At 56.8% G+C, this 16,563-nt stretch carries 10 protein-coding genes; 4 read left to right on the top strand and 6 right to left on the bottom strand.

The genetic code is table 11. The annotated features are described in order from the left end of the window. Window positions 1–146: 146 nt before the first annotated feature. The 5 genes from arcC to AC2FJ5_RS01085 are packed head-to-tail and all read right to left on the bottom strand — an operon-like array spanning window position 147 to window position 6,093. A complete protein-coding gene (gene arcC / locus AC2FJ5_RS01105) occupies window positions 147–1,079 on the bottom strand; it encodes a carbamate kinase (protein ID WP_496792088.1) in 933 nt (310 codons plus the stop codon). A 3-nt stretch (window positions 1,080–1,082) separates the two neighbouring features. Next, the gene (gene argF, locus AC2FJ5_RS01100) at window positions 1,083–2,084 is read right to left on the bottom strand and encodes an ornithine carbamoyltransferase (protein WP_496792087.1); all 1,002 of its coding nucleotides are present in this window, start codon (window positions 2,082–2,084) and stop codon (window positions 1,083–1,085) included. Between the two features lie 29 nt (window positions 2,085–2,113). Continuing rightward, the gene (locus AC2FJ5_RS01095; RefSeq protein ID WP_496792085.1) at window positions 2,114–3,343 is read right to left on the bottom strand and encodes an arginine deiminase; all 1,230 of its coding nucleotides are present in this window, start codon (window positions 3,341–3,343) and stop codon (window positions 2,114–2,116) included. Continuing rightward, entirely contained in the window at window positions 3,340–4,677 is a 1,338-nt protein-coding gene (locus AC2FJ5_RS01090; protein WP_496792084.1) for an amino acid permease, read from the bottom strand. Before AC2FJ5_RS01090 ends, AC2FJ5_RS01095 begins: the two co-directional genes overlap by 4 nt. 9 nt (window positions 4,678–4,686) lie before the next feature. Then, the gene (locus AC2FJ5_RS01085) at window positions 4,687–6,093 is read right to left on the bottom strand and encodes a YfcC family protein (RefSeq protein ID WP_496792083.1); all 1,407 of its coding nucleotides are present in this window, start codon (window positions 6,091–6,093) and stop codon (window positions 4,687–4,689) included. Window positions 6,094–6,519: 426 nt separating this feature from the next. Here AC2FJ5_RS01085 and AC2FJ5_RS01080 point away from each other — a divergent pair, with 426 nt between their 5' ends. Together AC2FJ5_RS01080 and AC2FJ5_RS01075 are read left to right on the top strand one after the other, a co-directional pair. Next, complete coding sequence (locus tag AC2FJ5_RS01080; RefSeq protein WP_416383920.1) at window positions 6,520–8,259, top strand: type I secretion system permease/ATPase; 1,740 nt, start codon at window positions 6,520–6,522, stop codon at window positions 8,257–8,259. Beyond that, a complete protein-coding gene (locus tag AC2FJ5_RS01075; protein WP_496792081.1) occupies window positions 8,259–9,575 on the top strand; it encodes an HlyD family type I secretion periplasmic adaptor subunit in 1,317 nt (438 codons plus the stop codon). Before AC2FJ5_RS01080 ends, AC2FJ5_RS01075 begins: the two co-directional genes overlap by 1 nt. 12 nt (window positions 9,576–9,587) lie before the next feature. On the opposite strand, the gene AC2FJ5_RS01070 is transcribed toward AC2FJ5_RS01075, so the two are convergent. Next, complete coding sequence (locus AC2FJ5_RS01070) at window positions 9,588–11,639, bottom strand: dockerin type I domain-containing protein (RefSeq protein WP_496792080.1); 2,052 nt, start codon at window positions 11,637–11,639, stop codon at window positions 9,588–9,590. Between the two features lie 212 nt (window positions 11,640–11,851). Between AC2FJ5_RS01070 and AC2FJ5_RS01065 the strand changes: the two genes are divergently transcribed. Then, a complete protein-coding gene (locus tag AC2FJ5_RS01065; protein WP_496792079.1) occupies window positions 11,852–15,682 on the top strand; it encodes a beta strand repeat-containing protein in 3,831 nt (1,276 codons plus the stop codon). Window positions 15,683–15,742: 60 nt separating this feature from the next. Beyond that, window positions 15,743–16,537, top strand: a complete 795-nt coding sequence (locus tag AC2FJ5_RS01060; RefSeq protein WP_496792077.1) for a SapC family protein — start codon at window positions 15,743–15,745, stop codon at window positions 16,535–16,537. The last annotated feature ends 26 nt before the right edge of the window (window positions 16,538–16,563 follow it).

Raw genomic sequence — 16,563 nt, 5'->3', positions numbered from 1 at the left:
AAAGTTCAAGCCGTTATTGGTTCTGGAGAATACACGTCCGGTGCCGCCTTGCCCTTGTTGCCAGAATTCAAACAGAACCACTTAGGTGGAACTGAACATGCTGGCGGTTCTGTTAGAGGTGCCGTCAGCCCCAGCAATCATCTGAGTTAGTCGTGAAATAGGGTTTCAGCTGCGTCTTTGCTTATGGTTGTGCCCTTCCTGCCCGCAACGATATCCGCCAGATCGGCCAGTGCGCCGATGGCTGCGGATTTGCTGGTAAGCCGCGCAAACTGGGCGGCGGCCTCGACCTTTGGGCCCATCGAACCGGCGGCGAAATTGAACTTGGCCATGGCATCTGGTGAGGCGGCTTTTATGCCACGCTGAGTATCGGTACCCCAGTCCAGATAGGCACAATCAGCATCCGTTGCCGAAATGAACAGATCGGCCCCGACCTCTCGGGCCAGCAGCTCTGAGGCCAGATCTTTGTCGATCACCGCTTCTATCCCCTCCAGATAACCCGGAGAAGTATAGGCCGTGGGAATGCCCCCGCCACCGGCACAGATCACCACGGTTTGCCGTTCCAGCAGCCATTTAATCGGCCTGATTTGAAAAATCCGTTTCGGCAGCGGAGAGGCAACAACCCGTCGCCATTTGTCACCATCCGCACGAATTTGCCAGCCCTTGTCGGTGGCCAATCGTTCAGCCTCGGGTTTGTCATATACCGGACCGATGAATTTTGTGGGGTCGTCAAAGGCGGGATCCTTGGCATCGACCTCAATCATGGTCAGCAGCGTGGCCAGAGGCGTCTCGGGCGGCAGACGGTTGCCCAGCTCTTGCTCGATCATGTACCCGATCATGCCCTCGGTTTCCGCCCCAAGCACGTCCAGCGGATAGGCCTCATCCGGTTTATAGGCGTTGCCCTGTAGGGCCAGTAATCCCACCTGAGGGCCATTCCCGTGGGTCACAATCAACTCGTTCCCCTCGGCAATGGTGGCCAACGCCTGCGCGGCGATGGCCGTGTTTTCACGCTGGTTCTCGGCGGTCAGGGCCTGACCGCGCCGCAGCAGCGCATTGCCCCCTAGGGCGACGACGATCCGCATGGCTCAGGCCCCCAATGTGGCGACCAGAACGGCCTTGATTGTGTGCATTCGGTTTTCGGCCTGTTCGAACTGAATACCGGCGGGGCTTTCGAATACCTCTTCGGTGACCTCCATTTCGGTGATGCCAAATTTCTCGTGGATATCTTCGCCCACTTTAGTCTCGGTATTGTGGAAGGCGGGCAGGCAATGCATGAATTTGACGTTTGGATTGTTTGCCGCCGTCATTAGCGCGCTATTGACCTGATAGGGGGTCAGCTGCTTGATCCGGCTGTCCCAGACCTCTGGTGCTTCGCCCATCGAGACCCAGACATCGGTGTGGATGAAATCCACGCCATCCACGGCGGCCGCAGGATCATCGGTGATGGTCAGCGTCGCGCCGTAACGCGCGGCGGCTTCTTCTGCCGGACCGCGGAATTCGTCGGACGGCCACAGATCACGTGGGGCGGCGATGCGGACGTCCATCCCCATCATGCAGCCCGCGATCATCAGCGAATGGCCCATATTGGACCGCCCGTCGCCCACGTAGGCGTATTTGATGTCATGCAGGGGCTTTTCTCCATATTCCTGCATGGTCAGCAGATCGGCCAGCATCTGGGTCGGGTGGAACTCATCGGTCAGCCCGTTATAGACCGGCACGCCCGCATTGGCGGCCAGAGTTTCCGCCAGTTCCTGCCCAAAACCGCGATATTCAATGCCGTCGAACATGCGGCCCAGCACGCGGGCAGTGTCCTTCATGCTTTCCTTATGCCCGATCTGTGACCCCGAGGGCCCAAGATAGGTGACACCGGCACCCTGATCCATCGCGGCCACTTCAAAGGCGCACATGGTCCGGGTCGAGGATTTTTCGAAGATCAGGCAGATGTTCTTGCCTTTTAGATGCTGGATTTCAGACCCCGCATATTTTGCGCGCTTCAGATCGCGCGACAGGTCCAGCAGATAACGCAGCTCACGCTGATCAAAATCGAGCAGTTTCAGAAAGCTGCGGCCCTTGATATTAAATGCCATTGGTCAATCTCCTTTTTCAGTAATCCGGTTCAATAATCAACGGGGTCACGCCAGATCGGGCAGGTCATGCAATGCCCGCCGCCGCGTCCGCGCCCCAGTTCCGAGCCCGAGATCGTGATCACTTCGACCCCCGCCTTCCGCAGCAGCGTGTTGGTATAGGTGTTGCGGTCATAGGCAACGACCACGCCGGGCTCTAACGCCACCACGTTGTTGCCGTCGTCCCATTGCTCGCGTTCCTGATTAAATGCGTCTCCGCCTGTCTGAACGATGTTCAGAGACTTGATCCCCAGGCATTCGGCGGCCACATCAAATAGATGTTTTTCATCGCGCCGGAAGTCGATCGTGTCCTCTTTGTTTCCGGGGCGCAGGCTGATGCATTGGATATCGTTACAGACATCAACATAGGCAGTCGCGGTCTCGCGGTCGCAATGGCTGAACACCGTATCCAAATGCATAGCCGCGCGGCTACGGGGCATTTGACAAGCCACGACCCGTTCCGCCGCGCCTTTGGCGAACAGAGCGCGGGCGACCTGACCCACGGCCTGCGGGCTGGTCCGTTCACCCATGCCGATCAGCACGCTGCCATTGCCCCAGGGCATGACATCGCCGCCTTCGACCGTGGCAGCACCGTGATCCTTGTCGGGGTCGCCCCACCAGATCTCAAAATCCGCGTCGCGGAACTCGGGGTGGAACTTGTAGATCGCGGTCACCAACAGGGTTTCGGGGCGCCGCGCCGGCCAGTACATCGGGTTGACCGTAACGCCGCCATAGATCCAGCAACTGTTGTCACGAGTGAACTGCGTATTTGGAATCGGTGGAATCACAAAGCCCAATGGCCCCAGATAGCTGCCGAACATACCTGAGGGTTTGAACGGCATATCTTCGACCGCGATGCCGCCGATCAGATATCTGGCCAGATCCTTGGCCGCCATCTCATCCAACCAGCCGCGCAGCTCATTCAGCATACCGACGCCCACCTGATTTTCGGTAATGCGGCGGTCCAGAACCCAATTACGGGCTCCCTTGTCCTTCAGCGTTTCTGCAAGCAGCGTCTGGAATTCTAAAACCTGAACCCCGCGATCCTCCATCTTCATGCGGAAATCGGCATGGTCAGAGCGGGCTTTGTGCACCCAAAGGACATCGTCATAAAGCAACTCTGCCGCATTGCCGGGGGTCAGGCGGGAATGGGCCAGACCCGGTTCGCAGACCATCACCTTTCGAAGTTTCCCAATCTCGGAATGTGCGCCAAATCCAGTCATGATATCTCCTTTGATGTAATCGCGCCGGACTGCCAACGCAGCCAGACATGGATGGGCAACCCAGCCAACAGCAACAGGACGCCCCAAAAAACGACGTCTTTTCCAGCGCCGAAAATTGCCCAGAATGAATAGACAAAACCGAGACCCGCCAGCACAAAGGCCTGCGGTGGCAGGCGGGTGCGTTCTTTGCGTTTTGCGCGGATCATAATCTCGGCACCTGCGCACAGCAGGTAGGGAACCAGCGTGGATAGGGTGGCCAACAGAATGATGAATTCAAACTGTTCAGCCAGGGATCGGGTATAGTTCATAGCGATCAGAGCGCTGGCTAGCAGGCTTGAGGAGATCAGGCCAAATGCCGGCGTACCGGTCCGTGACACCCGGGCAAAACCGGCCGGGAACAACCCGTCGCGGGCAGCGCCCAGTGGAACTTGTCCGGTCAGCAGCACAAATCCGTTGAGCGTGCCGAAGGTCGAAACGCAGGCCCCGACCGCGATGAATACCGCACCGCCAAACCCCCACATCACATGCGCAACATCCGCCAGCGGTGCGTTGCTTCCGGACAGCGTGCCGGATGGCACTACCCCAAGCGCCACATAGGTCGTAGCGATATAGACCAATGCGGCAACACAGGTTCCGACAATCGTCGCAAGAGGGATCGTTTTGGTAGGGTTCCTGACATCGTCCGCCGGAACCGTTGCGGATTCGAGCCCCACAAAGGCCCAAAGCGTCAACGCCGCGCAGGCCGAGATCGCCGATATGTTCGACATACCGCTGAGGTTAACCGGCCGGAAGTTTTCAGGTTGGACATGAGCCAGTCCCAGCAGGATCAGCACCAGCAGCGGGGCCAGCTTCATCACCGTGGTCACCACTTGCACAATCCCGGCCTGCCGAACGCCGCGCAGATTGACCCAGGTGAGCAGCCAAATCGCACCAAGTGAGACCGCCAATCCCGCGAGCGCAGTTTCCCCGATGGCGGGTACCATAAAGCTGAGATAGCCAGCAAAGGCGACGGCAACGGCGGCATTCCCAGACCACAGCGCGATCCAATAGCCCCAAGCAATCAGGAAACCGGCAAAATCACCAAAGCCCTCGCGCGCATAAGCGTATGGCCCGCCGGTATTGGAAGACAATCGCGCCAGCCGTCCAAAGATTAACGCCAGAACAATCGCGCCTCCTGCGGTCAGAACCCATCCCGCCATCGAGATTGGCCCGAACTCGGCCAGAGAAGACGGCAGCAGGAAAATACCGGACCCGATCATATTGCCCACCACCAGCGCGGTGCACATCCAGAACCCAAGGGTTCCTTTGGGTTTAGGTCGGGTGTCGGTGGGCATAATGCGACCTCATGCCAAGGCGGAAAGGCTGAGCCCGGCCATGATGATCACGATCAGGATCAGCAAAAGCGGCCACATGAACCGGAGCCAGCGTTCATACGGCACCCGCCCCAGCGCCAGCCCGCCCATGACCACCGCAAAGGTCGGGTTTATCAGGTTCACCAAACCGCTGGCTGACTGATAGGCCGTCACGACCAAAGACCGTTCTACGCCGGAAAAGTCTGCTAGCGGCGCCATGATCGGCATCGTCAGAACCGCCAAGCCCGAAGATGACGGGACGAGGAAGGACAACAGCCCCTGCAAGGCGAACATCGCATTGATAAAGGCCACTTTGCCTAAACCATCCACGGCACCTTCTGCCCAATACAAAATGGTATCGGTGATGTTTCCTGCGTCCATGACCACTACGATCCCGCGTGCGATCCCGATCACCAGCGCAACGCCCAGCAAATCCCGGGCACCGTCAACGAAGGTCGAGGTGAATTCCTCTTCCCCGATCCGTGCGATCAATCCCACGACTATCGAGGACACAATGAACAGGCCGGACATCTCGGCCATCCACCAGCCTCCTGCCGCGACACCCCAGATCATCACGCCAAAGCTGGCCGCAAAGATCAAAAGGATCAGCCCATGCATACTCGTAAAGGTCGGAGCTTCACCGCCCGTGCGGCCACCTTTGAGGAAATGCGCCTCATTGCTTTCGCGCTTGTCGGCAACGATGGACAGATCCGGATCGGCTTTGACCTTGGCTGCATATCGCATGACAAAAACCACACAGGCCAACCAGCATGCCAGCAACAGCGCAAAGCGCAGCATTATGCCATTGGTGAAGGGCACCCCCGCCGCATCCGAGGCGATGACTGTGGCAAACGGGTTAATCGTCGATCCCAGCGTGCCAACCCCCGCCCCCAGCATGATGATGGCCACACCCACTACCGCGTCATAGCGCGCGGCAATCATCACTGGGATGATCAGCGCGTAAAAAGCCAGTGACTCTTCGGCCATGCCATAGATTGTGCCCCCCGCAGCAAAGAAGGCCATCAAGATGGGGATCATCCATTTCTCGCGCCCCTTCAGACGCACCATTGCGCGCGCAATCCCGGCGTCAATCGCCCCGGTTCGCGTTACAACTCCCAAAAAACCGCCAATCACCAGCACAAAAAGTGCAACATCAATCGCCCGCGCTTCATAACTGACAGGGTCATAGAACCCCCCGATAGGGGCCAGTACGACATCATAGAACCCCTGCGGATTGGGCTCGACAACCTGATAGCTGCCCGGTACCGGAACATCGCGTCCCAGGGCTTCGTTAGCGACGCGGTCATATTGGCCAGCGGGAACAAACCAGGTTGCAATGGCGACCAGTGCTATCAACGCAAACAGAATTGTATATGCAGTTGGAAACTTGAGCTTCATGTCATCAAACTCCTAAAAGAGCTGAGATTGGGTTTCGAAACTTCCGGTCTCTTCATACAGTCTCAATATGAGATTACAAAGGATGAATGACCCCGAGGCGACCTGAACGGTTCTACATGAACGCCATTCGCTGGCGCTGCGCATTGACCTGCATCAATAGAATTCAGGCTGACGCCGGATTCAGGTTGGTCAGTTTTTGCTTTCCTACAGATCGTAAGTTGCTCATTTGAGTGCAACGTTTAGCACCTTGCGATCCATCGCCCCAGTCTGGCAGAAACCCGCTTGAGACTGTGGTGATCATGTTGACATATCAGCCCATTTCCCTGAACCGGGAAGTCGCACATTTGCATTAGGCTTACCAAAGGCTAATGTGCAAGAAATTAAGGCGCAAATGCCCGTATCGAACAGTAACCCAAGGCTAACAACGTGAGCTCTGAAATTCCCAGGTCCCTGCCTGCCAGACATGAGTTGCGCAAGGTGCGCAACAAGGGGCTGTCATTTCTGGCACTGGCCTTCCTGTTCAGCATCTTTGTCAACCTGCTGATGCTGACGGGGCCTTTATTCATGCTGCAGGTTTATGACCGGGTCCTTGCCTCTCGGGCGGTTGAAACCCTCACGGCGCTGTTTCTGATTGTCGCTCTATTATATAGCCTTATGGCCATGCTGGATTTTGCGCGAGGACGTATCGTTGCGCGGTTCGGAGCGAGGTTCCAGTCGCAACTGGACGAGCGGGTGTTCGAGGCAACGCTGCGAAAATCTCTTGTTCCGCAGGCCCGTGCAGCCCCAGCCACTGCCTTGCGCGACCTTGAGGCAATCCAGAACCTGTGTTCCTCACCTGTTTTGCTGGCCGTAATGGATATCCCCTGGACACCGGTTTTTCTGGCAGCAATCTTCCTATTCCACCCGATGCTTGGATGGCTTGCGGTTGCGGGTGGCGCGATCCTGATTGTCATCGCTCTGCTTAATCAGGCGCTCACTCATAGAAAGGTTGCCGCTGCGCAGCAGGCCTCGGCGCGGGCAGGCTCATTCTCGGAACATGCCAGACAAGCCGCAGAAGTTGTCCGCTCGCAAGGAATGCAGCACGACATCTCGCAACGCTGGCTGACCCAGAGGACCGATGCGCTGAGACAGACCATCTCGGCCAGCGATTGGACCGGAAGCTTTACCTCATTAACCAAGTCGATGCGGCTGTTCTTGCAATCTGCCATGCTGGCATTGGGAGCTTTGCTGGTTTTAAGAAACGAACTGTCCCCTGGGGCAATGATTGCAGGGTCCATCCTGCTTGGGCGCGCATTGGCCCCGGTCGAGCAGGCGGTGGGCCAATGGGCATTGGTGGAGCGTGCGCGATCTGCGTGGATTTCACTGAACCGATTCCTGGACACCACCCCGCCCGAGCCGGACCGGACCAAATTGCCTGTACCAGATGCGCGCCTGATCGCCAAAGGACTGACCGTTGTACCACCCGGCGCCGATTTACCGACACTCAGGAACGTTTCACTGAAACTAGAACCGGGCAAAGCTTTGGGCGTGATCGGCAAAAGCGGGTCAGGAAAATCCACGCTTGCCAAGGCCCTGTTAGGATTGTGGAAACCGGCCGTTGGCGAAATCAGGCTTGGAGGCGCTACACTGGATCAATACGGGACTGATGATTTGGGCCAACACATCGGCTATCTGCCGCAGGAAGTCACTTTGTTCAACGGAACAGTGACCGAAAACATCGCCCGGATGTCCCAAAACCCGGATTCGGAAGCGGTCATCGCTGCAGCCAAGAAAGCCAAGGCTCATGACCTGATCCTGACATTGGAAAAGGGGTACGACACGTTTCTGGAAGGCAATGACAGTCAACTGTCGGGTGGCCAAAAGCAACGTATTGCTCTGGCGCGCGCTTTGTATGGAGATCCTGTCCTACTGATCCTGGACGAGCCGAACTCGGCTCTGGATGCTGATGGCACTGAGGCATTGAACACCGCGATCCGAGAACTGAAGGCCGCGGGTAAATCAGCCATCATCATGACGCACCGACCACAGGCCATTTCGGAATGCGACGATCTTGCTGTTGTTGAAAATGGCCAGGTCGTGAAATCCGGCAGCCGCGATGAGGTGCTAAGCGCCATGGTTCAGAACGCAAATGCGATCAAAAAAGGTCTGGCACGGGTGGGTGAGTAATGCAAAAGCCCAATCATAATGACACGCGCCCTGTTTGGCGCATTACATTTCCTGCTCTGGTCGGGTTTCTCGCACTGGCTATTTTAATCGGCGGGTTGGGCTTTTGGGCGGTGCAGACCAGGCTGGCAGGCGCCATTGTATCGCAGGGCGTCATCGAAGTTCAAAGCAACCGCCAGGTAGTCGAGCATCCAGACGGTGGCGTGGTCGGCGAGATTTTTGTGCGCGACGGTGATTCCGTCACCGGCGGCGACATTCTGTTACGTCTGGATGACACGTTTCTGACCTCGGAAAAGACCATCGTTGAGGCGCAGCTGTTTGAATTACTCGTCCGAAAGGCGCGGCTTCAGGCCGAACGCGATGGCACTGATCTGATTGTTTTGACATCCGCGCTGAACGACGTACAGAAACAAGAAGACATTGACCCTGAGCTGATCGCCGGCCAGCAACGCCTGTTCGAGGCACGTCTGAATACCCTAAATCAGCAGACTCAGCAGTTGAGCAAGCAACGCATTCAGATTGAAAGCGAGATCGAGGGCACCTTGGCGCAACTGGTCTCGCTACGCCGTCAGGTCGATCTGATACAGGAGGAGCTGCAGGACCAGCAAAGCCTGCTTCAACGCGGTCTGACACAAGCCAGTCGGGTCTCCGCCTTGCAACGCGAAGAAGCCAGCCTGACAGGTGAAATAGGCAGGCTCGAAGCGGCTGCCGCGCGGCTCAAAGGCCAAATCGCGGCAACCGAGATCAAGATTGTAGAACTGCAGGCGACACGCCGCGAAGAAGCAATCACCGCCTTACGCGATGCGCAATCGAAAATCGCGGAACTGTCTGAACGCAGGCTCTCGCTGGCTGTTCGTCTATCGCGGCTGGATATTAGGGCGCCGGTTTCCGGTACAGTCTATGGAAGCCAGGTGTTTGCACTGCATTCGGTTGTACAACCGGCAGAACCGATGATGTATGTCGTACCACAGGAAATTCCTCTGCTGATTGCCGCTCGCGTAGATGCGATTCATGTGGACCAAGTGTATATTGGGCAGCCCGCCCTCCTGCGATTTCCCGCCTTCAACCAACGCGAAACCCCCGAAATCGAAGGGCATGTTGTCACGATTTCTGCCGATACGTTCACTGATGAGAACACCGGACACACATTTTATCGCGCTGAAATGTTACCTGATGCCAACCAGATCGAGCGCCTGAACGGACAACGCCTTGTACCCGGCATGCCAGTCGAAGCGATGATCAAGACGGACGAGCGATCCCCGTTTTCATATCTGATAAAACCGATGGCCGATTACTTTAACAGGGCCTTCCGGGAATAGATTCCGTAGACTTTAAACCGCTTCGAGATTGCCCAACAGGATCGAAGTCATTTCAGTCGTGATCACTCCGTCTACCGCGACGACATCGACACCGGTTTCGTAGGTCACGTTTGAACTTGTGATCCCCGACAAATCGGCATCTGCGTCCAGAAACACCCACTCTGCCTCATGCGCTGTGGGCAATCCGACGGCGATCTGCAAGATAGCCAGCGCATCCAGAGCGTTGATGAGGCCATCTTGATTTATATCGGCCGCAATCAGGTTTTCCGGTGCTGCCTGCCCCCATGTCGGGTCCAGTCCCACGGAAAGTCGCAAGACCTGCAATGCGTCCAGAGCGGTGATCTCGCCGGTCCCAGCCGAATAGGACTTTATGATATCCAGTTCACCGATAAATGTGCCCGAAGGCAGATCCAGATCGAACCTCCCTTCATCGTCGGCTTGGACACTAACCGTGCCGCCCCCTTCCGGGGTGAAACGTATTTCAGCGTTTGACAGACCGGGATTTGCAACTTGTGAATCAATGGTAATATTCCCTTGAATGCCTGCCGAACTGTCCGGGTCGAGCCCGCCCAAACCGTTCAAATCCACCGGAATATGGTCTGGCCCGCCAAATCCGGCGCCGAAGACATCTGAACTGGTCAGCGGAGCACCTGACGCCGAAAACACCTGAACCACATTATCCAGATACTCGATCTGCGCACCTTGCGCGGTGGACGTAAAAGTGAGCTGTCCAGGTGAGCGCAGAAATGGATAGTCAAACAGATCCAGCCTGTCCGATCCGACTTCAAAATCGGTAATCGTTGTCATCGCGGTTCCGGTCTGCATCACAAAGATATCAGACCCGGAACCGCCGGTCATCGTAGTGGCCCCAATCCCCGCTATCAGGATGTCATCGCCGCCGCCGCCAAGTAGAGAGGCATCAAGGATGCTGCCACTGAGCATATCGTTCTGCGCGGTGCCAGTGACTGTCCCATAACCGTCCGCGGCGATACCCAGGTCAGCGACCGAAAAAGTAAGCTGCGTCAACCCGGCCTCTTCTTGTGAGGCGGCAAAGATCTGAATTTCGTCCCCGACATGGGCCACGCTGAGCGATTCGACATTTTGCAGCCCGGTGCTCAACGTATCGGCAAAACTGTCCAGATAGACCAGTTGACCATCCGGTGTCAGGGTAAACAGTGTCACCCCATCATCGCCTCCCCCGGCCACGACAAACACCTGACCATTCACTTCGACCACGGCCAGGTCCTGAGCCGATTCAAAGCGGGTATTCAGTGTATCCAGCACATGATCGGTGGGTATCAACCGGCCATCACCAGACAGCTCCATGACGCTGATCGTGTTGCTTTCGCTGCCAGCAACGATGACCCAGGAATGGCCATGCGCCTGCACAATTTCGACGGCCGTTGGGGCGCCAATGCCCAAGGTCGAGACCCCATCGCCGGAATCTGCGAGGCTCAAGGTTCCCGCGCTGCTGTCCACCAAATAGGTCGTTATCGAATTGCTGGTGGCGTCGGTTGCGACGACAAATTGATCCGACCCGGACTGAGCGGTCTTGATTGAGTCGGCCTGACCTGCAACGGCCCCCGCAAAGGTCAGTAAGCCGTCTGAGCCGACCGTATAGGTCGAAATCAACCCGCTGTCCTCTTGCGCCACGGCCAGAATGTCGACCGATCCAAAGGAAACCTGCACTAAGGCCGAATAGCCACCCCCACCGTTCAGGGACCCGGTTTCCTGCAATTCTCCGATAGATCCGTCTGGAAGGATTTCGTAGCTGACAAGGCCGGTTGCGGACCTGACATCCAGAACGATCTGATCGCCCCCAAACAGAGAAACCATTACCCCGGAACGTCCAACGGTGCCCGAGATTGTACCGCTGAAATATTCTATATCTTGCTGCTGGGGAACCGCACCTTCGACGAGGTGCCATACGACAATGCCCCCTCCCTGTCCGGTCAGGCTGTACAGATACGTTTCCCCGTTAAACGTTTCTAAAGCCGTATCGCCGATACCTGAATCGAGCGCTGCGCTCCCTGTTGCAACTACTCCGCCGAACTGAAGCATCATACCAAATCACCCCACGCCAAAATCTGGCTCTTGAACAGGATGATCTGATGCCCGGTCCAATACCAAAGCGGGATTGTGGTGAAAACGAGGAGTTCGGTTTCAGTTTAACACAATTTTTTCTGGTCCGACCGCATGAACATCCGATGGGCAACACACATGAACAAAACGTCGCTGCCCATGATTTCAGCGCGGAAACAGCATGTGAGGGCAAGATGACCAAAACACCTGATATGACACGCAATCCTGCAAGTACCCGGCCCGATGCGGGTCAGCGGCAACAGATACGCAAGTGGATCGACAACAAAATGCGCCGCTGGGTCGGGCGCGGCATCGCAGGCAGCCTAAGTTCGGCCTTGCTTGCCCTTCCTGCGTTGGCACAGGCCACGACCGAAGAACTGGACACCTTCCAATTCGCTGATGCGATTCCCGGCGTTAACAGCGCAAAGCTACTGGCAAATGGCGATGTTCTTCTCAAACTGGAAGATGGGCGCACGATTTTGGTCTCGGCAGAGAATGTTCATATCCTGGACGGCGGCTCCATCATGATTGCCGAAGATGCGGCGGCGGAAGTCGCGCAATTCGCACTGGCCGCCGAAGCCGGGGGAGCCGCAGCAGCCGCTGGCGGCGTTAGCGGCGCCGGTGCTGTTTTGGGGGGCCTTGGTCTGGCGGGTGCAGCCGCAGCAGGAGGAGGTGGTGGCGGTGGCGGTGGAGATGACGAGGCTCCGTCGCCTGCGCCGGATTTCCAAAGCCTGAACCTTGCTGGTCTGCAAGCGAACGCATTGAACAGCGCCAGCGCAAACCTGATGGCACCGACCGGAACCACAACGGTCGAGGTGACAATCGGATCACTGACCAAGACGGCAACGCCCAATCCAGATGGCAGTTGGAGTATTTCCCTTACGGCGGTTGAGGCGGCTAGCCTTCCTCAAGGTGTGACAACAGTCACCGTTCGCAACCTGGATGGAACGGGTGAGGAAGTATCGGTCGAAACGGTAAGATTCGATGTGGACACTCTTCCACCGACGGTCAGCATTACGGGCTTTTCGGACGGGGCCATTCTGAATGCCGCCGAGCAAGCGACTGATCTTACAATCTCGGGCACTTCTGACGCCGAGAGAGGTCAAACAGTAACGGTATCTGTAAACGGGCAGACTTATACTGGGACAGTGAATGGCGGCGGCCACTGGAGTGTTACCGTGCCGGCCACAGACCTGGCCGCCCTGCCTGACGGGGTGACCGTTTCAGTGACTGCCGATGTCGACGACCGCGCAGGAAATCCGGCGATACAGACAAGCGCAAGCTTTGACACAGATTTTAGCGCTCCAACGATCACGCTTGATCCGGTCTCTGGCGGTTCGATTGGCCTGGGGGACATCGGCTCTGACCTGATTGTCACCGGGTCGACATCCGCCGCAGACGGGCAGACGGTCACCGTGACTTTCGATGGCCAGACATATACCGGCACCGCATCGGGTGGCACTTGGAGTGTTACCATCCCCAGCGGCGATCTCGGCTCGCTCTCCACCGGAAATCCGGCCTCGGTAAATGTTGTCGTTGACGATGTGGCAGGCAACCCATCGGTCCCGGCCACGGCTTCGGTACCGGTCGATCTGACGGGGCCTTCGGTGAATATCGCGCCATTGTCCGTTGGTGCGGTCCTCAACGCTGCCGAAACCGGGTCTGATCTGACAATCTCTGGCACAACAGGAAACGTTCAGGACGGCCAGGTGGTGACAGTCACCCTGGATGGACAAACCTACACCGGTACAGTCAGCGGCGGCAGTTGGAGCGTCACCGTCCCTGCAAGCGATCTTGCATCGCTGGCAGATGGGGGCGATTTCACGATCACGGCGGATGTGCTTGACACAGACGGCCTATCTGCACCGCAGGCAAGTGTCCCGCTTTCGAAAGATGCCACCGCGCCGACTGTAAGCATCGACAACTTTTCCGACGGCGCTGTCATGAATGCAGCCGAACAGGGCACTGATCCGACAATCTCTGGAACAACGAACGCTGAGGATGGTCAAACCGTAACCGTTTCCATGAATGGGCAGGACTACACCGCAACCGCCTCTGGCGGTACTTGGTCGGCGACCGTCCCGGCGATAGATCTTGCTGCCCTGTCCGATGCAGCAACCGTCAATGTTACCGCAGATGTCTCGGACGCGGCTGGAAACCCTGCCCTGCAGGCCAGCGGCAGTTTCACAACGGATTTCACAGCACCGGCGGTCTCTATCACCGGGTTGTCGGATGGGGCTGTCATGAACGCCGCGGAACAAGGAACCGACCTTACAGTGTCCGGAACCTCTGATGCGGCAGATGGCACGGTTGTGACCGTAGAAATCGTTCGGCAGGACGGCACAGTTGACGTCACCGGCACGGCGACCGTAACGGGCGGGTCCTGGACCTATACCGCCTCAGCCGCGGATTTGGCCGGACTTCAGGATAGCGAAACCTACGATGTCGAGGCATCTGCTTCGGATGCGGCTGGGAACACAACAGCGACATCAACCAGTTTTGACACAGACTTTACCGCGCCATCGGTCACGATCGACCCTCTTTCGGTCGGGTCAGAGCTGGATGTATCCGAAAAAGATAGTGACCTGACGATCACCGGCACAACAGATGCCGCCGATGGGGAAACGGTTACAGTCACACTGAACGGGCAATCCTATACCGGCACCGCCTCAAGTGGCACCTGGTCAGCAACCGTTCCGTCAGGTGACTTGGGAGCGTTGGCAGACAGCACAACCTTCCAGGTTTCAGCGACGGTTACGGATTCCGCCGGCAACATCTCTACCGCCGCCGCCACCCCGTTAACCACGGATTTCCGGCCTGTCCTGACAATCAATGACACCGGAACAAACGGTGCCGTTTCATTGGATGACGCCCAAAACTCAGGAGTCGTTGTCTCTGGCACGTCAATAGGCCTTGCCGCAGGCGAGGCTGTAGATGTGACGTTGAATTCCGTGTCAGTTGGAACCGCTACGGTCGGCGCCGACGGAACCTGGACACTGGCGGTAAGTGCGGCCACCTTTGCATCGGTCGAGGCGGGAGATGATCTGGACTTTGGCGCAACGGTATCTGTGGCAGGTGGACCCGACCCTTTGCCAGTTACGGATGAAAACACGGCCCATGAACCTGCAGCCTATGTGATCACTGAAGCCGGACAAAGTGGATCAACGGTCATATTTGAAATCTACGCAGATCCTGATACGGATCTGTCCAGCGGCATGGCCATCACAGCCGAACTGGGTTTCGATCCCTCAGTGGTGACGTTTGACACCGGATCAGATGTCGAGAATGGGGCATTCGATTTGTTCCTGACGAACCCGGTGAGTGGATCAGCCGTCAGTTTTGCTGGCGCGGCGACCACCTATTCCGACCTGTCCCAACCCATCGTCACATTCACGATGACAGTTCTAGATGCCTCTGAACCGATTGTTCTGACGTTGACGACTCCGGATGGTGGTCCATCGGTGCTGCAGATCGGGACGTCAGGCGACGACACATTAATTGCAACCGACATCGACAACGTCATTCGTGGCCAGGACGGCGATGACACAGTGGATGTCTCAGGTGCTGGTCGGGACATTGTCGTGTTCGAGCCGGCCCCAACAGCAAATGGCGTTGATACGATCACTGGCTTCACGACTGGACCCGCGACTGACACCGCTGATGCGATCATGTTCAGTGGATTGGATGTCGGCAGCCTGCGCGGCGACGGAACCGGTGTGGAAACGCTTTCAGTAGGGGATGCACTAGGCGCGGACACCGGAGTGGTTGGTTTGACGACAGAGCTGAGCGATCTGACGGCTCAAACCATCGAGACAGCGGTCGAAAGCCTTACCGGCGCCGAAGCAGGTGACGAGATCTATGTCCTGGCTACGGATGGAACTGACAGTGTGCTGGTCAAGGTCGACTATTCCGCATCCGATGCGGCGACAGTCGAAACGGTGGCCCATTTCACCGGATTGGATGACCTCAGCGGGCTTACTGCTGACAATATTCTGCATACCGATCCAACCGGGGCCAGTGCCTGACGCTCGACTACGCTGCCACCCTACGCGGGTGGCAGTACTCTCGATTTTCAAGAGGTAGAAATGGCACAGAATGGCCTAGTTCCGATCAATTTCAACCGTCACAGTCATCGGTATTGGAAGCGTTTCACATCTTATGACTTTGCAGCTGAACGCACCGAGAGCGTGATCGTGGAAGAAGAGGTGCTCCAGATTGCAGCCACTTTTCCGATTGTGTTTCGCAGAACCGGCCCAGAAATTGAACCGATTGCGGTATATTCACTTCTTGCTGGTGAACCCTCGCCATTTGTTTCAACAGAAGGGCGTTGGCTGGCCAGCTATATTCCGTCCGAACTGCGTAGTCATCCCTTTTCGTGCCGCCGGCTGGATAGCGGCAGCACCTTTCAGCTGGTCGTAGATGAAGGTTCGGGCCTGTTGACCGAAGAGTGTTCTGACAATCCCTTTTTTTCAGCTCCGGATACGCTCGGCACTGAATTGAAAGAAGTTCAAAACTTCCTGAAAGCGCGCGCAACCTCTCAGATTAGAACTACCGAAATTTGCAAAATGATAGACGCCTTTGGGCTGTTTGAGCCCCTGAGCGATAATTTGGAATTCGGCTCTGCACATAACTGGTTGCAAATCAACTCTGCACGCCTGGAACAGCTATCGGCAAAACGCAAATTGGAACTGGTCGAAACAAAAGGCTTACGCCTGATCTATGGCCATCAGGCTTCATTATCCAATCTCAGATGGCTTTTTCAGGTGCAAAAGCAGATTTCCCAGGCCGGTACATCTGTAAAATACACCGAAAATTCAGAACTTACCGGTTTCATGAATGCATTCGCCCAAGCCCAAACCGATGACATAATCTGGTCCTAATGAAGTGTGAATGACAAATGCCCACA

The sequence above is a fragment of the Ruegeria sp. CDSA221 genome (genome assembly GCF_059611825.1).
Note: the sequence above shows the minus strand (reverse complement) of the source record. Positions and strands in the feature narration are given on the sequence as shown.